General features: G+C 59.7%; 19 protein-coding genes. 10 read left to right on the forward strand and 9 right to left on the reverse strand.

Annotated elements, in window-relative coordinates:
• Nucleotides 1–679: 679 nt before the first annotated feature.
• The 8 genes from GOX66_RS11185 to GOX66_RS11220 all read left to right on the forward strand — a co-directional run bounded on the left by GOX66_RS11185 (nt 680) and on the right by GOX66_RS11220 (nt 7,413).
• Nucleotides 680–2,413 carry a type I secretion system permease/ATPase gene (locus GOX66_RS11185; protein ID WP_170762613.1) on the forward strand — a complete coding sequence of 578 codons (1,734 nt, stop codon included), beginning with the start codon at nt 680–682 and terminating at the stop codon, nt 2,411–2,413.
• Nucleotides 2,414–2,418: 5 nt separating this feature from the next.
• Nucleotides 2,419–3,720 carry an HlyD family type I secretion periplasmic adaptor subunit gene (locus GOX66_RS11190; RefSeq protein ID WP_170762614.1) on the forward strand — a complete coding sequence of 434 codons (1,302 nt, stop codon included), beginning with the start codon at nt 2,419–2,421 and terminating at the stop codon, nt 3,718–3,720.
• Between the two features lie 267 nt (nt 3,721–3,987).
• Nucleotides 3,988–4,218 carry a hypothetical protein gene (locus GOX66_RS11195; RefSeq protein ID WP_170762617.1) on the forward strand — a complete coding sequence of 77 codons (231 nt, stop codon included), beginning with the start codon at nt 3,988–3,990 and terminating at the stop codon, nt 4,216–4,218.
• A 221-nt stretch (nt 4,219–4,439) separates the two neighbouring features.
• On the forward strand, nt 4,440–4,871 hold the full coding sequence (locus GOX66_RS11200; protein ID WP_170762619.1) for a hypothetical protein: 432 nt from the start codon (nt 4,440–4,442) through the stop codon (nt 4,869–4,871).
• Nucleotides 4,868–5,533, forward strand: coding sequence for a MotA/TolQ/ExbB proton channel family protein (locus GOX66_RS11205; protein ID WP_170762621.1), 666 nt, complete (start codon nt 4,868–4,870; stop codon nt 5,531–5,533). The genes GOX66_RS11200 and GOX66_RS11205 overlap by 4 nt, the downstream gene beginning before the upstream one ends.
• Complete coding sequence (locus GOX66_RS11210; RefSeq protein WP_237212565.1) at nt 5,526–5,891, forward strand: ExbD/TolR family protein; 366 nt, start codon at nt 5,526–5,528, stop codon at nt 5,889–5,891. The genes GOX66_RS11205 and GOX66_RS11210 overlap by 8 nt, the downstream gene beginning before the upstream one ends.
• On the forward strand, nt 5,888–6,265 hold the full coding sequence (locus GOX66_RS11215; RefSeq protein WP_170762622.1) for an ExbD/TolR family protein: 378 nt from the start codon (nt 5,888–5,890) through the stop codon (nt 6,263–6,265). The genes GOX66_RS11210 and GOX66_RS11215 overlap by 4 nt, the downstream gene beginning before the upstream one ends.
• Nucleotides 6,262–7,413 (forward strand): energy transducer TonB family protein, encoded by a 1,152-nt coding sequence (locus GOX66_RS11220; protein ID WP_170762624.1) that lies wholly within the window; start codon nt 6,262–6,264, stop codon nt 7,411–7,413. Before GOX66_RS11215 ends, GOX66_RS11220 begins: the two co-directional genes overlap by 4 nt.
• A 23-nt stretch (nt 7,414–7,436) precedes the next feature.
• On the opposite strand, the gene GOX66_RS11225 is transcribed toward GOX66_RS11220, so the two are convergent.
• Genes GOX66_RS11225 through GOX66_RS11245 form a run of 5 tightly spaced genes read right to left on the reverse strand, consistent with a single transcriptional unit; the run spans nt 7,437 to nt 11,643 of the window.
• A complete protein-coding gene (locus tag GOX66_RS11225) occupies nt 7,437–7,979 on the reverse strand; it encodes a DUF3833 family protein (RefSeq protein ID WP_170762627.1) in 543 nt (180 codons plus the stop codon).
• Nucleotides 7,976–8,593 (reverse strand): DUF3833 domain-containing protein, encoded by a 618-nt coding sequence (locus GOX66_RS11230; protein ID WP_170762629.1) that lies wholly within the window; start codon nt 8,591–8,593, stop codon nt 7,976–7,978. Before GOX66_RS11230 ends, GOX66_RS11225 begins: the two co-directional genes overlap by 4 nt.
• Entirely contained in the window at nt 8,590–9,813 is a 1,224-nt protein-coding gene (locus GOX66_RS11235) for an MFS transporter (protein ID WP_170762631.1), read from the reverse strand. The genes GOX66_RS11230 and GOX66_RS11235 overlap by 4 nt, the downstream gene beginning before the upstream one ends.
• Nucleotides 9,813–10,358: a hypothetical protein gene (locus tag GOX66_RS11240; protein ID WP_170762633.1), complete on the reverse strand. Its 546-nt coding sequence runs from the start codon at nt 10,356–10,358 to the stop codon at nt 9,813–9,815. Before GOX66_RS11240 ends, GOX66_RS11235 begins: the two co-directional genes overlap by 1 nt.
• Complete coding sequence (locus GOX66_RS11245) at nt 10,309–11,643, reverse strand: NAD(P)/FAD-dependent oxidoreductase (protein ID WP_170762635.1); 1,335 nt, start codon at nt 11,641–11,643, stop codon at nt 10,309–10,311. Before GOX66_RS11245 ends, GOX66_RS11240 begins: the two co-directional genes overlap by 50 nt.
• 191 nt (nt 11,644–11,834) lie before the next feature.
• On the opposite strand from GOX66_RS11245, the gene GOX66_RS11250 reads away from it, so the two are divergent.
• The gene (locus tag GOX66_RS11250; protein ID WP_170762636.1) at nt 11,835–12,560 is read left to right on the forward strand and encodes an SDR family NAD(P)-dependent oxidoreductase; all 726 of its coding nucleotides are present in this window, start codon (nt 11,835–11,837) and stop codon (nt 12,558–12,560) included.
• Nucleotides 12,561–12,563: 3 nt separating this feature from the next.
• On the opposite strand, the gene GOX66_RS11255 is transcribed toward GOX66_RS11250, so the two are convergent.
• Both GOX66_RS11255 and GOX66_RS11260 read right to left on the reverse strand, forming a co-directional pair.
• Complete coding sequence (locus tag GOX66_RS11255) at nt 12,564–14,216, reverse strand: DUF6504 family protein (protein ID WP_170762639.1); 1,653 nt, start codon at nt 14,214–14,216, stop codon at nt 12,564–12,566.
• 62 nt (nt 14,217–14,278) lie between these two features.
• Nucleotides 14,279–14,569, reverse strand: coding sequence for an I78 family peptidase inhibitor (locus tag GOX66_RS11260; protein WP_170762640.1), 291 nt, complete (start codon nt 14,567–14,569; stop codon nt 14,279–14,281).
• A gap of 130 nt (nt 14,570–14,699) precedes the next feature.
• On the opposite strand from GOX66_RS11260, the gene GOX66_RS11265 reads away from it, so the two are divergent.
• The gene (locus GOX66_RS11265) at nt 14,700–15,812 is read left to right on the forward strand and encodes an S-(hydroxymethyl)glutathione dehydrogenase/class III alcohol dehydrogenase (protein WP_170762642.1); all 1,113 of its coding nucleotides are present in this window, start codon (nt 14,700–14,702) and stop codon (nt 15,810–15,812) included.
• Between the two features lie 77 nt (nt 15,813–15,889).
• Here GOX66_RS11265 and GOX66_RS11270 read toward each other — a convergent pair whose 3' ends face one another.
• A complete protein-coding gene (locus GOX66_RS11270) occupies nt 15,890–16,825 on the reverse strand; it encodes a DMT family transporter (protein WP_170762644.1) in 936 nt (311 codons plus the stop codon).
• A 146-nt stretch (nt 16,826–16,971) separates the two neighbouring features.
• Complete coding sequence (locus tag GOX66_RS11275; protein ID WP_170762646.1) at nt 16,972–17,385, reverse strand: group III truncated hemoglobin; 414 nt, start codon at nt 17,383–17,385, stop codon at nt 16,972–16,974.
• Nucleotides 17,386–17,392 lie beyond the last annotated feature (7 nt).

A 17,392-nucleotide genomic window follows, 5' to 3' on the forward strand; every position in this document is an offset into this window, starting at 1 on the left:
TCCTTTAGACACCCTTCCCCGAGCAATCTGGCGTCGATCCGCTTTCGCTCGGGCAGAAGAACCCTTCGGCAAGAGAAACGCCAGCCTCGGGAATAGGTCAGTATCTGTTTGATTGGCCACGGCCGGATTCTGCGCGCGGACAGGTCCGACGTCCTATACAGACTGCTGGCGTTCAGTGTCTTTCCTTACCGATGCAGAGCCTTCAGTTTGATCGTCAAGTGACCTGAAAAGCTGAGGGACGGGCAGGTTTCATTGCCGGGAACGCCGGTAGATTCGGTCGCTTGAGCAGAGAAATGGCTGCCTTTGACGGTAATTACCCGCCCCTCCGACAATCGTTTTCAGTAAGGCATTGCGAAAGAACTGAATTCCGCCAATCCCAGCGTGATTTAACCTTGGGAAATTGGGGATGAATGCATTATTGAGCATGTTTTCCATGTGCTATTGGGCAATATACCGCTGAACCTTGCAGCCGGAATCCCGCAGAAACCCGCCTAGATCTGACTGTCAGCTCAAGCCTGCTTTCCTTTCGAAATACCATCAATATTTTCCGCAACCTGAATATGGGGATTCTCTGCAAAAGTTGCGTTCGACGCGCCGTTCCGAAGTATTGGGCAAGGCGCGAATAGATCGCTTTTGAAAAGCAGATAAAATACAGGCAAGAAACTCGGGCAGTGATGCAATGAAACCTAATGACGTGACTCTGACGCCCTATGGGCGCGCGGTTCAGGCCCTGCGCGGCGCTTTTATTCGTGCCGGATTTTTCAGTGCGGCCATCAATCTTCTGATGCTGACCGGCCCACTATACATGCTGCAGATATACGATCGGGTTTTGGCCAGCGGATCAGTTTCGACATTGACCGGATTGTTTCTGATCGTTTTGGTGCTCTATGCCTTTATGGGCGTGTACGAATTTATCAGATCACGCGTTTTGTCACGTGCCGCTTTCCGGTTTGACGAGATGACCGGCGAACTGGCCTTTCTTCAGGTGCTGGAGAATGGCGGCCAACGCAGCAAAAGCGCGAGCAGCTTGCGTGACCTTGAGGTTGTGCGCAGCTTCCTTTCCGGCCCGGCGATCCGTGGTTTATTCGATTTGCCCTGGATCCCGATTTTTCTTGTTGCAGTCTTTATTATTCATCCGTGGCTTGGCTACCTGACTTTGGCCGGAGCTGCGGTTGTTGTGGTTTTGGCGGTGATCAATCAGTGGACCAGCCGGAAACCCCTGGCTCAGGCGATGCAGTTAGACGGGGCTGAACGCGCTTTTGTGAATCAAAGCCTTCGTAGCACCGAAGCCATCAAGGCGCTGGGCATGCGCGCGGCTGTGACCAAGCGGTGGCGGGCGGCCCATGAAGGTGCGGTGGCGCAATCGCAAATGGGAGGAGATCGGTCTGACGGTTTCTCGGCCAGTGCCCGCGTTTTCCGTCTGTTATTGCAATCGATGTTGCTGACCGCAGGCGCGTATCTGGCTCTGCAGCAACAGATTTCTGCAGGGATGATTGTTGGGGCGTCGATTCTGGCTGGCAGGGCCCTGGCTCCCATCGATCAGGTAATTGGACAGTGGCGCGGGATCGGCCGTGCGTCTGAGGCGCACAAACGTCTGAGCGAGGTGTTTGACGAAGCTCCGGCGCACAAGCCCAAAGTCGCGCTGCCGAAACCCACGGGTGCAATTCGACTCAAGAACGTGACCAAGCTGGTTCCCGCGAATGGGCAGCGGGTCCGTGCACGGATATTGGATCAGGTCAGTTTCGCGCTGGAGCCCGGTGATGTCCTGGGAATTATTGGCAACAGCGCGGCAGGCAAGTCGAGTCTGGCGAAGACGCTTGTAGGAGTTTGGCGCCCTGATTTCGGAGAGGTTCGGCTGGACGGTGCGACACTGGATCAATGGGATCCGGATGATCTGGGCCAACACATCGGCTACCTGCCACAACACGTGGAAATGCTGCCCGGAACAATCGCCGAAAACATCTCACGCTTTGATGATCAGGCGAAAGAAAAGGATATTTTTGAGGCCGCGCGTCACGCCGGCGTACACGAAATGATCCTTGGTTTCCCGGATGGGTATGCCACGAGAGTAGGCCACGAAGGTCAGCCCCTGTCGGGCGGGCAGGCGCAGAGGATCGGGCTTGCACGCGCAATGTTCAAACTGCCGAGGCTTGTTGTTTTGGATGAACCCGACGCTCATCTGGACTCGTATGGTGACCAAACAGTTATCGAAGCGATTAGTTTGCTTCGGGAAGCAGGCAGCACCGTCGTTGTGACCGCCCACCGGCCGAATGTGCTGCTTCAATCGAACAAAGTGTTGATCTTGAACAAAGGTAAAGTGGCCAAGTTCGGTCCGCGCGACGAGATAGTCAACATGGCGATGCAATCGGTGCCCTCAGAACCGATTCCGTTTGAATCAAGAAGAGCCGGGTAATTGAAATGACGCAAAAGACGGGCATCAAAACCAAACTTAGTCGGACCGAGCAGGTAATAGCTCTTGGCAGTGTCATCGGGTTGTTGCTGTTGGTTGGGCTGTTCAAGTTCATAACAATCGGCGGCGCGGTCATCGCGACTGGTGAAGTTGCCGTGCAGGGCAACCCGCGCCCGGTTCAGAGCCTCGAAGGGGGTAAGGTCCGCGATATTCTGGTCAAGAACGGCGATCTGGTCGAGGCGGGGCAGGTGGTCCTGCAGCTTGACCCGAAATTGTCGCAAATCAACCGGGATATCGTGCGCGGTGTCTTGGCCGAGTTGGCAACGCGCAAAGCCCGTCTGGAGGCGGAACGCCTGAACCTGACTGAAATACAGCCGGTTGAGATGGTTGCCGAGCTTGATCAGGAAGCTGTGCAGCGACACTTGCAGGGCCAGGTCGAGGCATTCAGGTCACGGCGGGCTGTACTGGATAGCCGCAAAGCGCAGCTGAACGAACAAATTGAGCAGCACGAAGCCCAGATCGAAGGTATTGAGGCGCAATTGGAGGCTACGGAAAGTCAGGTTGCACTGGTCGACCGGGAGATCGGCAATGTAGAGACATTGTTCGATCAGGGGCTGGTTCCGGAGAGCAGGCTGCTGTCGCTTCAGGGCCGGCAGGTGGATTTGCTGGGCCAGATCGCTGTGCTTCAGACAGATTTGACGCGTATTCGGAACTCGATTCAGGATTCTGAACTCAAAATCACTCAGGCCGATCAGGAATTTCATGATGATGTGGTTCTGGAACTGCGTCAGGTCACTGCCGACATTGACGAAAACCGGTTGGAACTGGCCCGGCTGGACGAAATGCTGAGCCGCCTTGATATCAGATCGCCGGTTGGGGGCATTGTGCATGAATTGCAGGTGTGGACGGCCGGTGGGGTCGTGGCTCCGCAAGAAACGCTGTTGACTGTTGTTCCGGTCACGGACGGGCTGGAATTTGAAGTGGAGGTTGCGCCGGAATCCATTGACATCGTGCACATGGGTCAGACCGCCAGACTCCGGTTTCCCGCATTCGATCAACGTGCAACCCCGGAACTTTTCGGTGCTGTATCCCGCGTCTCTCCCGACAGCGTTGAGGACCCTGCGACAGGCCGTCGATTTTATCGCGTCGATGTGACTCTTCCGCCTGAAGAACTGGCTCGGCTGGGACAGTCCGAGCTGATCCCCGGCATGCCGATCGAAGCGTTTTTGCAGACGGGCGACCGCTCGGTTCTGAGCTTTTTGCTCAAACCGTTGACCGACCAGCTGGCGCACGCTTTCCGCGAAAGCTGATCGCTGCTGACGCATGTCCGCACCACCGAAAAACAGCTGTATCCTGTGGCTTGCACCGGAATTTCCTGCATGGTTTCAGCGATTGAGCAGGATCAGCAAGCCCATCGGGGTGGTGAGTGATGGTCGGGCTCGAAAAAACCGGACAGTCATTCATCGCCCTTCCTTGAGCGAGAAGACACGCAATCTCCGCATTCTTCGGTCGAAGTCCAATTTTTGCCCTTTTTCCCGGCTATGCAGGCCGCGGCGCTTTGGCCCGGAGGTTACTTTATGAAGTATTCTCAGAAAAAAACGCAGGTTTTGCCGGTCAGGGTACCTGAAGCCCTGATGGGTAAACGTGCGGGAATTTTCTTTTTGCTGAATGAACTTGAGCTTCGAAAGAACCGGGCAAAAAACACTGTGCGCCCTGTCAGAGTTTCTTCAAGCTCTTCAGGATCGATCGGTGCGGACAAAGTTCAGTCGAAGCCGTTACTTCTGACGGACGAGTTTATCTTTTCCTGAACGACTGTCTTTGGTGGGGTCAAAATCCGATGCGATCTGGCACCGAATGCCTAAAGGGTGTCCTCCTCTTTGGCAGCGGTCCGTTGCCTGTTGAATTTTTCTTATATCACAAAGGCGTCGGCGGCCCTTTCGCGCGAAAGCGGTCTTGGATATGAGGGATATAGCGCTTGTCATGTCTAACCGGGCGCTATTGCTTGCGTTGCACAACCGGGAGTGTGCCAATGAAGTTCCGCCATTCGGCCATTGCCGCAGTTTTCGCTATTCTGCCTCTCGTCGCGCAGGCCCAATCCACCGATGAGGCGCCAATGGGTCTGTTTTTGGAGCTCAATACAATTCAGGATGTCGAGGGGGCCTGCCTGCTAACATTTGTGACCCAGAATGAGACGGAAACAAAAATCGACGACGTGGGCTATGAAACAGTAATTTTTGATAGTTCAGGTAGCGTGGTCACACTAGCGTTGTACAATTTCGGGGAACTACCAAAGGGTCTGCCGCGTGTGCGCCAGTTTCTGGTGCGGAACGTGATATGTGCGCAGGTTGGGCGTGTTCTGATCAACGGCATAAAAACCTGTGTTGTCGGTGGGTCAGAGAGCAAGATGTGCACAGAGGCCTTGACCCTGCGCAGCCGAACAGATGTGGAGCTATTGGGATGAGCTTTCTTGACGCTTTGCGTGAAATCCTGGCCCTTGGTGGGCCGGTGGTTGGTATCCTGATTGCCATGTCCGTGGTGACGGTTGCGGTCACGTTATACAAACTCTGGCAATTCACGGTTTCAGGCGTAGGGCGGCACCGGGTCCTGTCCGAGGCTCTGGCAGCCTGGGACGCCGGTGATGAACGGTCTGCTCGCGCGCGTCTGGCCAAAAGCCGCAGCTACCTTGCACCGCTTGTAAGGGTCGCGATGGACGCGCCGGATGCACCCGGTCTGGACCAAAGGCTGGACGCCGAGGCGGGTCTGGCGCTGGCCGGTCTGGAACGGGGTTTCCGGTTATTGGACACGGTGGCGCAACTCGCCCCTCTGCTGGGGTTGTTCGGGACAGTTCTGGGCATGATCGAGGCGTTTCAGAGCCTACAAAACGCCGGGTCCTCGGTTGATCCGTCATTATTGGCAGGCGGTATCTGGGTGGCGCTGGTGACCACGGCCGTAGGGCTGGCGGTCGCGATGCCGACCTCGATGGTGTTGTCCTGGTTCGAAAGCCGCACAGCGCGCGAGCGGGTCTTTGCGGACAAGGCGCTGCGCACGGTTCTGGTGCCGGGGCAGGCGATTCCGCTGGCGGATGACACCCAAACTGCGGTCGTCGCGCCCGGGCATGCGTAACGCGGCACCCTTCGTCCGGCGTCCATTGGCGATGACGCCGCTCATCGACGTGATCTTTTTGCTGTTGCTGTTCTTCATGCTGACATCGACCTTCTCGAAATATGGCGAGATCGAACTGAGCAATGCCACAACCGGGGGCACTGCAACCGAGGCGCCTCAAGACAGGGTATTTGTCCAACTGGGGGCAGAACGGCTGGTTCTGAACGGTGCGCCCGTCACGCTGGTGGAATTGACCGCGCAGGTGACGACCGGGCAGGTTCTGATCAGCCTGGATTCCGATACGACGGCGCAACATCTGGTGGACTTGCTGGTCGAGTTGCGCGGACGTGAAGGGCTCAGCGTTCTGGTGCTGGAATGATCCGTTTTTCCCGTCCTCGCCGCAAACGCGACTCGACCATTGCGCTGATCAATGTCGTCTTCCTGATGCTGATCTTCTTTCTGATCGCGGGCACGGTGGCCACGCCGCTGGACCCCGATCTGGACCTTGTGGACACGTCCGCGCTTGAGGGACGCGAGCCGCCAGATGCACTGGTTCTGCACCGGGACGGGACGCTCAGTTTTCGCGGCGTACTCATTGAACCAGAAACCTATATGGACGGGCGCGCGCCTGGGCCAGTGCGTATCGTGCCGGACCGGAATGCGGCTGGCTCGCGGCTGATCGAAGTCACCGGCACTCTGCGCCGTCTGGGGGCCACATCGGTGTTTGTCGTGACCGAGAAGGCGCTGGAATGATCCGGGGCTCGGTCGTCATCGCGGCCATCGCCGTTCTGTTGTCGCTGCTGCTGCATGCCATGGGGTTGAGCCTAACTGCGCCCCGGCTGACAGAACGACCGAGAGACACCGGCCCAACGGATACGGTCGAGCTGGGCAACAGCTTCGAAGACCTGGTCGATAAGGTCACCGAACCGCTTGAACCCGAGCCTGCGGAGGAACCGGAGCCGCCAGTTGAGGAGCAGCTTGAACCTGAGCCGGCGGAAATTCCAACCAGCGAAGTGCATGTCGCCTCGGATGATCCACAGCAAACGTTCTCTCCCGATACCGGAACTGACGAGCTTGTGCAGCCGGATGTAACCGAGCCTGTTGGGCCGGACGCTGCTGAAACTGAAAACATCGCGGATGGCGAAGCGGCGGCTAGCGACGAGGTGGATGAGACACCTGCAGAGACGGCTGAGGTCATCGAAGCTCCGGAAGGCACCCCGGATGCGGTCGAAACCCCGGTCGAACCCCCAGCCGAGACCGAGGCCGTCACCGCCGCGCCGCCACAGGCAGCCCAAGTGCCCGAACCGCCAGATGCGCCCGAGCCTGTTCCTTCGGTTTCTCCGGACGACATACCTGAGGTTGTCGAAGCAGACATCCCAGCCGGAGAGCAGGTGACGGAAACGGCAGAGGAGGACGAGGCGACGGAGCTGGCGGTGACCTCATCGGTCCGACCCCGGCTTCCGGATCGCCGTCCGGACCCCGAACCGCAAGGTGTGCTGGGCGGGTCGAGAGATTTCAGCGCGTTGCAGTACCCCTCACGCGAGATCGAGTCGCCGCTGACGACGTACAGACGCAGGGGCATCGATGTCTTTACTGTGGACGACAGCGGTACCCGGTCAGGCGGGCGCGGGCCCGGAAATTCGGACCGGACGAACTATGCCGGGCGGGTTCTGGTTCATCTGAACCGGGCGCCAGTCGTCTATACAGCGGCGCGAGGCTTTGCGAGGGTGTTTTTTGTGATCAACCCGGACGGAACCCTGAACTATGTTGAAGTCGTGGACACCAACGGCTCACCGGATCTTGAACGGGCGGCCAAGGCGCAGGTCGAAGCGGCCTCTCCTTTCCCGAAGCCACCAGGAGGTGTCAGCAGGTCGCTGTCTTTCGTCTATTCCAGCAACTAAGATCTCGTTTCGAACGGGGTGCTTTATTGTTTTTCAAAGAACAGAATAACCTCACCGAGCCGCACACCATAGCGCGAGACATAAGCGCGGTTCAGCAGGCGGTCGTCGTCCAGCAACCACATCCAGTCGTCGAAAGTTACCCGCATGGTGCCGTCCTTGACTGGCAGATCGATCTTGTACTTCCAGTTGAAGGTATCACCACGCTCTACCCCGCTGGCCGTGCCCAATACACCCGGCGCGCTTCCGGTCCACGTGTCTGCGCCTGTTTTGGTCAGCGTCCAGATCCGTTGCTCTGTGGCGCCGTCGTCATAGACGAAATCCTCGACCAGGGTCAGAGTTTCACCATTCCATGTACCCTCGATATCAACCGTGAAACGGCGGGGGACATTACCCAGAACGTCCTGAAACTGACCAAAGGCGATAGTTTTTCCCGCAAAGAACTCCTCAAGATTTAACTGCCGGTCGGACAGGAAGCTTCTGGGTACGCGCGGTTTGGCTGAGCAGGCGGTCAGTACGGCCAGGCCAATTACGGCAAGAGCAGTGATTAGTACGCAGCGCGAGGTCATTGTAACGGCCTCGCCTCAGTTGTTGGGTCATAGCCGCCGGCCCCCTTCAGATGGGCTGCCTTAGCTTCTGGGGCGGGGCGCATTGTGGCGATCAGCTCGGCGACCTTGAAGCCGAATTTGCGCATCTCGGATCGGTTCATGATCACGCCGTTTTCCGTCAGATACATCCAGTCGGTGACATCCAGCGTGTGCCCGCCCGCATCCTCGGGAAGGATGATGCGGTAGGTCAGTTTGACAGTTGATCCCGAAATGGTGCCCTGACCTTCGCCCACGATATCGTCCGCCTTGGCGGTGAAGGTATTGCCGGTACCCAACGTCAGATACCATTTGCGGGTCATCTTCTTGCCGTTGGAGTAGGTGAAATATTCAGCCAGAGTTCCGATATTGCCGTCCCATTCGCCAACCATCCGGGCGGCAAAGCTGTTCGACATCTTGCCGTTGGGCCCATAGATCAGACCTTCTGACAGGATTTCCCCATTCAGGTTTTCTTTCATCAGGAATGTGGGTCCGGTTCCTGTGTAATCCGCAGGGGATTGGGAACGGAAGCTCAGGAACTTGCTTCTGGCCGCAAGCAGGGCAAGGATGGCGAGCAGGAGGACGGCAACAAGATTCATTTGGCTGAGACCTCAGTGGGCAACGTCAGAACCATTCCAAACGCGCCGAGTTTCAGGATGCAGGGCAGCACGGCATAGGCGAGGTTGAGTGTCCGCAGCGCCTCGGCCGAGTTTGCCTGTCCCGGGGTGAACCCGCTGCGCTCCAACAGCGGCAGAGTGAAAAAAGCGGCCAGCGCAAGGCTCAGCTTGCCCGCGAATGACCAGATGCCAAACGCGGCCGAGGCGTTCAGCCCCGCGCGCGTCAGCGCGACCGAAAACATGGCAGGCAAAACCACCATGTCCGCCCCCAGCGCGGCACCGGATGTTAGGCAGATCACAGCGAACCCGGTCAGGTTGCCCGCCGACAATGTGGCCGCGCCGATAAAGCTGGCAATCGACAGTGGCATCGCGATCACCAGAGTCTGTTTCGGGCCAATCCGGTTGCTGAACCGCGCCCAGAGCGGCACGCTCGCCCCCGCGCTGAGGAAGAACAGGATCAGCAGCGGCCCGGCTTTTCCGGGCAATTGCAGGCGGTCTTCCACAAAGAAAAGAAACAGCGTCGACGTGATCGCCACCGGCAGGCTGTTGACCAGAACCAGCGCCAGAAGGCGCAGCGCTCCGGCTTGACCCATCCCGGAAACGGACAGCCTTTCGCCGGTGATCGGAGTGCGTTGCCAGATGGGGAAAGTGAGGATCAGTGTGAGGACGGCCAGAACACTCAGAAACAGGCCGAAGGTCGGATAGCCCTGCGCGCTGGCTCCAAAGGCCACGAACAAGGCCGGGGCACTTGCAGCAAGGACCACACCGGTCAGTTGCCCACCTTCGCGCCAGGCGGCCAGCGTCATCAGCTCTTTAGGGTCGGGGTGCTTGGCCAGCGTTGCACTACGACCGTAGAGCAAGATAGTTCCCAGACTATAAGCCGAGAACAAAAGTACTAAAACAGAGACTAAAACAGAGATTTTGGCTCCTTTTGGCAGGCCGAACAGCAGGGGAAACCCAACTGCCAGCCCGATCGTGGCGGTTGCGGCAAACAGCGCCTGCGCCCGTGGCCAGCGATCGATGGCCCAGCCGATCAGCGGGTCCTGAACCAGATCCACAAGACGGATCACCAACAATACGGTTCCAATCACGCCCAGACCTATGCCCAGGTTGACGGCAGCGAAGCGTGGCAGATGGATATATAACGGGATACCCGTTGCAGCGAGCATCAACGCGTAAAGGCTGACGCGCGGATACAGCATCACTGGCCCTTCAACTGACGTGTGAAACTTGCGGATCGGGTGTCATTGCCCAGAAAAATGGACATAAAGGCGCGCTTTGCGCCCGGGTACGACAGCGTGCAGGTCCTTTGGCCATTGCGCCAGAAGCCAACATTGTTCGGACCTTCCGAGATCGCAATGTAGTTATCGCCCTTGCTGACCGCCTGAAAGCACTGTTCCAGCTGCCTTTGCGTCGGGGCCGGGTTTCCCTGCCGGGCCATTTCATCAAGCGTCGATTCAACCAGCGCCTTCTGCTTGAGAGACTTGCGGTAGGTCAGCTGCAAGCCAAATTCCTCATTCCAACTTAGCGCCGCGCCATAGGGCGTAAAGAGTTTGGCGTCGTATACCGGTATGCCTAAAAACCGAAAGGTCGCACTTCCTTTTAGCTGGGCGTCAGCCAGCGCTTGGGTGATTGGCGACGCGACCAGCGCGCCTGGAGCCAGCACAACAAGTGAAACCAGCGCGGGACGGCAAGTATCAGTGATGAGCCGAGGCAGGGATGGTCGGCTCTTTCGCAGGAGTGCCATTGTCAGCTCCGATTGTGTGCGGGGTGCCGTTCAGGCGTTCGACGACACGCATCGCGCTGGCAATCCCGTCTTCGTGAAAGCCGTGCCGATTGTATGCACCGGCAAACCAGGTTCGGTTCTGTCCCTGCATCGCGCGAATTTGGCCTTGCGCGCGCAGGGCGGCCTTGTCGAATACCGGATGGGCGAATTCGACTGTGTCATAGATTTTATCCGCGGGAATTTCTGATGATGCGTTCAGCGTCACGAATAGCGGATCACTGTCCGGAATATTCTGCAGCCGGTTCATCCAATACGTGACGCCAACGCTGCCCTCCTGCGAACGATAGGTCCAACTGGACCAGCAGGCGCGCCGCCAGGGCATCTGGCGGGGGTCGCAGTGCAGAATGGCGGTGTTGGGCTGGTAACGGATCGCGCCCAGAGCGGCCCTTTCTGCAGCAGTGGCGGTCTCGCCCAGAATGGCCAGCGACTGATCGGAATGGGTTGCCAGAATAATCTCATCGAACAGATCCACCTGACCCTGGCTGTAAACGGTCACACCCGCATCGCCACGACGGATGTGATCGACGGGCGAGGCAAGTCGGATTACACAGCCACGGGCGCGCAGGGCCGCATCGATCCGGCGAACATATTGAATGCTACCGCCTTTGACCGTGTACCACTGATGCTGATTGGCGCGGCCACTGGCCATCAGGGCGTGATTGCGGAAGAACTGCACCAGAGATCGGGCCGGGAACTGATCGACAAACTCGACCGGAGTGGACCAGATCGCGCCGCACATCGGCATCAGATAGTTGTGTCGAAACCAATGGCCCAGACGCAGCTGATCGACCAGTTCGCCGATTGTGGTGTCGTCGTCCTGGGCGGCGCCGGGGGCCTCTCGGCCAAACCGCAATATGTCGGCAATCATCTTGTAATACGCGGGGCGTGTGAGGTTGCGCTTCTGTGCGGTCAGGGTGCGCAGGTTGTTCAACCCGTATTCGATGCGGCCATTGTCTATGGTGGCGCCAAAGCTCATTTCGCTTTCGATGACGGGCACGTTCAGTTCGTCGAACAGCTTTGTCAGGTATGGGTAAGTGACGTAGTTGAATACGATGAACCCGGTATCGACCGGCTGATCGCCGTTTTTGCCCGCCATGACAGTGCGGGCGTGCCCACCCAGCCGGGCTTCGGCCTCGAACACTGTCACATCGTGATTTTCGGACAGATAGTAAGCGGCTGACAGGCCAGAGATGCCTGCACCTACGACTGCGATTTTCTTGCGTACGCCTCGGGTTTCGTCGAACATTCCATCCTCGTTATACGACATTTTACAACGGGATACGCAGGACAGGCGGAGGTGGATCAATCGGATGAGATGTTTTTTCCGGGCGAACTGTGTTGTGACTGTTGTTGTCGCACCTGCCACTTTGGGCAGGGTTTGATCCAACACAGCCGCGAGGCCGTAGTAACATCAAACAAGAGTGAAATGGCCCCGGCATGAGCAGCTTTGATGGAAAAACCTACTGGATCATCGGCGCCAGCGAAGGCCTGGGCCGGTCGCTGGCCGGGGCGCTGAGCCGTCGGGGTGCCCATCTGATCCTGTCCGCGCGCAATGCGGACCGTCTGGCCGAGATATGCGCCACCCTTCCGCATGCCCGTGCAGTTCCTTGTGATGTGGCCTATTTAGACTCTGTTTCTCATGCCGCAGTCGAGGCTGGAAGGGTGGACGGGCTTGTTTACAATGCCGGGGCTTATGAACCGATGCGCGCGACGGGTTGGGATTCCAAGGCGGCCCTGATGATGGGTGATGTGAACTATCTGGGTGCCCTGCGCGTTCTGGGCGAAGTCGTTCCGGGTTTTGTCAAAGCCGGACGTGGTGAGATAACGCTGATCGGGTCTTTGGCCGGTTATCACGGTTTGCCTGCTGCGGTTGGGTATGGCGCCAGCAAGGCGGCGCTGATTTCTCTGGCGGAAACCATGCGGCATGATCTGGCGGGCACCGGCGTGACGGTGCGAATCGTCAATCCCGGTTTCGTCAAGACTCGCTTGACCGAGAAGAACAGCTTCAGGATGCCGATGCTGATGAGTCCCGAGGACGCAGCAGAGCGCGTGGTCAAGGCAATGTCGCGCCGCCGGTTCCGCACCGATTTTCCGGCCCCGTTTTCCTGGTTTATCCGCCTGATCGATTACCTGCCGGATATTCTCGTTTATCGCGGAAAATAGAGTCTAAGCAAACTGTCCCTGACAGAACCAGCCCGCCGACATGGTGCCGCCATGGCCGTAAAACAGCCACAGCCGTTCGCCCTGTTCGGTCACCACCACCCAGTAATCCCGCACGCCGCTGCGCCAGTTGGGGTCGTCCAGCCACCATTCCGGCGCGATCCGTTCCGGGCCGGTGGCCTGCGCCAGTTGCCAGTCGCGCCCGCGCCAGCGGAACGCGCTGGGCACGTCCGGGGTTTCCGGGGCCATCACCGGCTCGGGCTGCCACATTAACAAGGGGCGCGGGCGCGGCGGGGCGGGCCAGTCGCGGGCGGGTTCCGACCATGCCGCAGCCAGCGTCTGCGCTGTTTTCTCGGGGATATGCGAGGCCGCCGGGTGATGCCGGGTGATTGTCTCCAACCCCGCCCGCGCACCCAGTTTGCCGATCAGATCGTCCACGGCGGTATTGCCCTCCAGCCGATCACGCACGGCGCGGCGGGCCTCGGCATGGCCAGCCATAGTGCGGGCGTGGATGGGCTCAGACTGCACCGCCTCCAGCCGCAGCATGTCGATGCCATAGCCCGCGTCGATCTTGTCAATCTTCATCTCTAACAAAGGGCGAATGCGGTGTTTATCAAAGGTTGGGCGGGCCAGGCCAACCTCGATAATCTCGGCCGCCTGATCGGCGCGGTGCGCCTCGAGCCGCAGGGTGCGGACGCCGCGGCCTTTCTCTTCCAGCTTGGTGCAAAGCGCCGGCAACACCCGGTCGATGGCGGCCATCACGTCCTCGATCAGCCCGATCGGGTTGGGCAGGGTCATCCGCACCGCAAAGTGATGTGGCGGACGGGCGGGTGAGACCGGTTCGGGCGCGCTGCCCATCGCCTGATCCAGCCGCAGCACCAGCCCGCGTCCGAACCGCCGCGCCAGAGAGGCGCGGGGCTGGCCCAGCAGATCACCGATCCGGCGCAGGCCCAGACGGTTCAGCTGCGCCACGACGGGGTCATCCAGTCGCAGCGCCGCAATAGGCAGGGGGCTGAGCGCGCCATAGGCCTGCCCCGGCGCAGCAATCCGCGCGCCACCACCCAGCGCCATCACCTGCGGCGCGGCCCCGCCCTTGGTCCAGTGCCGCCGTTTTCCCGCCCGGGCGCGGGTCGCGCGCGCCTCTTGGCTGATGGCGTCGCCGTTGCGGTCGGATGTGGCCTCGTTCCCGGCATAACGCGCCAGCGCCCAGGCCGCGCCCAGCGTGTCGGCGATGCCCATCTGCACGCTCAGGCCCATATCGGCGCAGTCAGTCTCAAGGACGCTCAGCAACGCCTCTTCACCGCCGAACAGATGGGCGCAGCCCGACAGGTCGACGATCAGCCCGTCTGGCGCTTCCTCAGCCACCCATGGGCTGAACTTGCCTGCCCAGCGGCGCAGTGCGGTCAGGAACGCGGCCTCGGACGGGGCGTTGCGGGGGCGGGTGACAAGGGCCGCGCACATGGCGTGAGCGTCGCGCACCGGCTGCCCCACACGCAGACCGGCGGCCTGAGCATCCGCATTCAGCGAGGTGACGACCTGCATGTTTGACTGTTCCGCCACCACGGCCAAAGGCCCGTCATGCAGGCCCCGCGCGGCACGGATCAGCCGTTCAGCCCCCAGACGGGGGAACCATAGCGAAAGTATTCGGCGTTTGGGCATCGGGCAGACATTAAAATGTTCTCATTTTGTTCTTATCCGAGAATCACCTGCCGAGTCCACGCTTACCCGCAGGTCAGGCGCTGAATGACCCCGGACCCGTCCACGAACACATTCAGACGATCAATGCGGTAATCCTGCGTGGCGATACCATCGGGGCCGAGAACGCGCGCTCGCTCAGGCAGTTGGGCCTGGATGGTCGACACCGGCTGGCCAATGGAACCGGCAATCGCGTCGCCCTCACAAAAGGCCAGATCGACCGGCGAGGCTTCGGGTGGGATCGGGATGTCTTCCGGTGGGGGCGGTGTCTCGGCACAGGCTGCCAGCAGGGCCAGCGCGGGGATAAATCGGTGCATTGGCGTTCCTCTTTGCGGCAATGTCGTTTCTGCAATATCAAAACATTAGCCAATCTGTCACCAAAGCGCAGTTGAAAATGCCCTGCAATTGACGCAGGGTCGGGGCAAATAAGACAGGGAGACAAACACCATGCGTACCCGTGCCGCCGTCGCCGTTCAGGCAGGCAAACCTTTGGAAGTGATGGACGTGAACCTCGAAGGCCCCAAAGCGGGCGAGGTTCTGGTCGAGATCAAGGCCACCGGCATCTGCCATACCGACGAATTCACCCTGTCGGGAGCTGATCCCGAAGGCCTGTTTCCGGCCATTCTGGGCCACGAAGGCGCAGGTGTCGTGGTCGAGGTCGGCCCCGGCGTGACCAGCCTGAAGCCGGGTGACCACGTGATCCCGCTTTACACCCCGGAATGCCGCGAATGCGAATACTGTCTACACCCCAAGACCAACCTGTGTCAGGCGATCCGATCGACGCAAGGCCAGGGCCTCATGCCCGATGGAACGTCGCGTTTCTCGACGCTGGATGGCGATCCGATCCTGCACTACATGGGCTGTTCGACCTTTTCGAACCACACGGTTCTGCCCGAAATCGCGCTGGCCAAAGTGCGTGAGGACGCGCCGTTCGACAAAATCTGCTATATCGGCTGCGGCGTGACCACCGGTATCGGCGCGGTGATCAACACCGCCAAAGTCGAGATCGGCAGCCGCGCCATCGTCTTCGGTCTGGGCGGCATCGGTCTGAACGTGATCCAGGGCCTGCGCCTGGCCGGGGCCGATCAGATCGTCGGCGTCGACCTGAACCCGTCCAAAGTGGAAATGGCCACGAAATTCGGCATGACCGATTTCGTGAACCCGAAAGAGGTCGAAGGCGATCTGGTTCCCTATCTGGTCGACCTGACCAGGGGCGGCGCCGATTACACCTTTGACGCCACCGGCAATGTCGGCGTGATGCGCGACGCGCTTGAATCGGCGCATAAGGGCTGGGGTGAATCGATCATCATCGGCGTGGCGCCCGCCGGGGCCGAAATCTCGACCCGTCCGTTCCAGCTGGTCACCGGCCGGTCGTGGCGCGGAACCGCCTTTGGCGGCGCCCGTGGCCGGACCGATGTGCCGAAGATCGTTGACTGGTACATGGAAGGTAAGATCGAGATCGACCCGATGATCACACACACCATGGGGCTGGACGACATCAACCACGGTTTCGACCTGATGCATAAGGGCGAGAGCATCCGCTCGGTTGTGGTCTACTAAGGCTCAAAACCGGCAATTTTTCCTATTTGAGGATCGACGGCGCGCACTATTGCGCGCCGTTATTCGTTGCCAGCGGCTTATTTGCCTGGCCTTGATGCCCCGGTATCGGACCGCGGCGACCGCACACGCAGAACAGGCGTGTTGGCCGATGCGTTCGACCGGGTTTCGCGCCAGACCACAAAAACGCCGGAGGCGATGATGACGCTGGCCCCGACCGCGACCCAGACGTCGGGGTTTTCGCCAAAGAAGATCATGCCGAACAGCGTGGCCCAGATGATCTGGCTGTACTGGCTGGGGGCGACGACCCCGGCGGGGGCTGCGCGATAGGCCAGAATGATCAGGTGCTGTGCGATCACCGAGAACACTCCGACCAGCGCCATCATCGCCAGATGCAGCAGGGATGGCGGCTGATACACGGCAGGCTGTGCAAGGCTCATGACGACAATGGCCAGCAGCATGGGATAGAGGATCAGAACCGCAGATCGTTCCTGATTGCCGATCTTTCGCACCAGAACCGAGGCGAAGGCGCTGCAAAATGCGGCCGTCAGGGCGGCCAGATGGCCGAGGGTTATATCCGTTGCGCCGGGGCGCAGGACGATCAGCACGCCGATCAGGCCCACACCGACCGCGGCCCAACGCTGGGCGCGAACCACTTCGCCCAGAAGCGGGATCGACAGGACTGTGACGATCAGCGGGAAGGAAAACAGCAGCGAATAGACCTCGGCCAGTGGCAAAACGGAAAAGGCGTAAAACGCGCAGGACATCGCCGTGACCATCAGGCCCGACCGCAGCAGGACCAGCCACGGGCGATGGGGCAGGAAGTTCCCGGTTGTCCGGTCAGTCAGGATCGTGACCGCCATGGGCACAAAAGAAAACAGCGTGGCGAAAAAGATGATCTGCATCACCGAGTAGGTACCGCCCAGCACCTTGATCAGCGCGTCATGGCTGGCAAAAACCGCGAATCCAAGAAACGCGAAACCAAGTCCCCGGAGGGTGGTGTTTTGAGTGCTCATCGCTGTTGCCTCGGGTGATATGTCGGTGTGGTGGCGCTGTGCTGTCGCAGCGCAAGGGGGCTGTCTTGCCTCTGAGTAAACTCATTTGGTCGGCCCGCATAGCCCCTATTTTACCGCTAACATCGCAATGCTGCCATGTTGTGAGATCAACTCAAGATTGGAGGCGCGTCCTTGGGCTGGCGAGCCGATTGCACGCCTGCCTTCATCCCGACACCGATGCGGCGGGCCAGCGCGACCCACGGGGTGGCGGTTTCCGGCGGCAGAGTTTGGGTGGCGACCTCTTCGAACAAGTCCAGCCAATGGGCGAACATGTCAGGTTTCACATCGGGCCGTTCGATATGCACCCGCTGCGGATTGCCGTCATAGCTGCGCTCAAACAGGATGGCGTTGCGCCAGAAAGCGGCGATCTTGTCCTCATGCGCTGGCCAGTCGGTGACATGGTTCGCAAAGACCGGGCCCAGCAGCTTGTCCTTCCGGACCCGGGCATAAAAGGCGCTGACCTGCGTGTTGATCTGGTCGGGCGTCGCGGGAAAGCGCGGAGGAAGGGTGGGTCTGGACATGGTGGCC

It is taken from the genome of Ruegeria lacuscaerulensis, assembly GCF_013031245.1.
Lineage (GTDB): Bacteria > Pseudomonadota > Alphaproteobacteria > Rhodobacterales > Rhodobacteraceae > Ruegeria > Ruegeria lacuscaerulensis_C.

Bases quoted from the DNA above. Each gene is read 5' to 3' on its own strand.
- GOX66_RS11185 (WP_170762613.1), top strand. From the start codon at position 680: ATGAAACCTAATGACGTGACTCTGACGCCCTATGGGCGCGCGGTTCAG.
- GOX66_RS11190 (WP_170762614.1), top strand. From the start codon at position 2,419: ATGACGCAAAAGACGGGCATCAAAACCAAACTTAGTCGGACCGAGCAG.
- GOX66_RS11195 (WP_170762617.1), top strand. From the start codon at position 3,988: ATGAAGTATTCTCAGAAAAAAACGCAGGTTTTGCCGGTCAGGGTACCT.
- GOX66_RS11200 (WP_170762619.1), top strand. From the start codon at position 4,440: ATGAAGTTCCGCCATTCGGCCATTGCCGCAGTTTTCGCTATTCTGCCT.
- GOX66_RS11205 (WP_170762621.1), top strand. From the start codon at position 4,868: ATGAGCTTTCTTGACGCTTTGCGTGAAATCCTGGCCCTTGGTGGGCCG.
- GOX66_RS11210 (WP_237212565.1), top strand. From the start codon at position 5,526: ATGCGTAACGCGGCACCCTTCGTCCGGCGTCCATTGGCGATGACGCCG.
- GOX66_RS11215 (WP_170762622.1), top strand. From the start codon at position 5,888: ATGATCCGTTTTTCCCGTCCTCGCCGCAAACGCGACTCGACCATTGCG.
- GOX66_RS11220 (WP_170762624.1), top strand. From the start codon at position 6,262: ATGATCCGGGGCTCGGTCGTCATCGCGGCCATCGCCGTTCTGTTGTCG.
- GOX66_RS11225 (WP_170762627.1), bottom strand. From the start codon at position 7,979: ATGACCTCGCGCTGCGTACTAATCACTGCTCTTGCCGTAATTGGCCTG.
- GOX66_RS11230 (WP_170762629.1), bottom strand. From the start codon at position 8,593: ATGAATCTTGTTGCCGTCCTCCTGCTCGCCATCCTTGCCCTGCTTGCG.
- GOX66_RS11235 (WP_170762631.1), bottom strand. From the start codon at position 9,813: ATGCTGTATCCGCGCGTCAGCCTTTACGCGTTGATGCTCGCTGCAACG.
- GOX66_RS11240 (WP_170762633.1), bottom strand. From the start codon at position 10,358: ATGGCACTCCTGCGAAAGAGCCGACCATCCCTGCCTCGGCTCATCACT.
- GOX66_RS11245 (WP_170762635.1), bottom strand. From the start codon at position 11,643: ATGTTCGACGAAACCCGAGGCGTACGCAAGAAAATCGCAGTCGTAGGT.
- GOX66_RS11250 (WP_170762636.1), top strand. From the start codon at position 11,835: ATGAGCAGCTTTGATGGAAAAACCTACTGGATCATCGGCGCCAGCGAA.
- GOX66_RS11255 (WP_170762639.1), bottom strand. From the start codon at position 14,216: ATGCCCAAACGCCGAATACTTTCGCTATGGTTCCCCCGTCTGGGGGCT.
- GOX66_RS11260 (WP_170762640.1), bottom strand. From the start codon at position 14,569: ATGCACCGATTTATCCCCGCGCTGGCCCTGCTGGCAGCCTGTGCCGAG.
- GOX66_RS11265 (WP_170762642.1), top strand. From the start codon at position 14,700: ATGCGTACCCGTGCCGCCGTCGCCGTTCAGGCAGGCAAACCTTTGGAA.
- GOX66_RS11270 (WP_170762644.1), bottom strand. From the start codon at position 16,825: ATGAGCACTCAAAACACCACCCTCCGGGGACTTGGTTTCGCGTTTCTT.
- GOX66_RS11275 (WP_170762646.1), bottom strand. From the start codon at position 17,385: ATGTCCAGACCCACCCTTCCTCCGCGCTTTCCCGCGACGCCCGACCAG.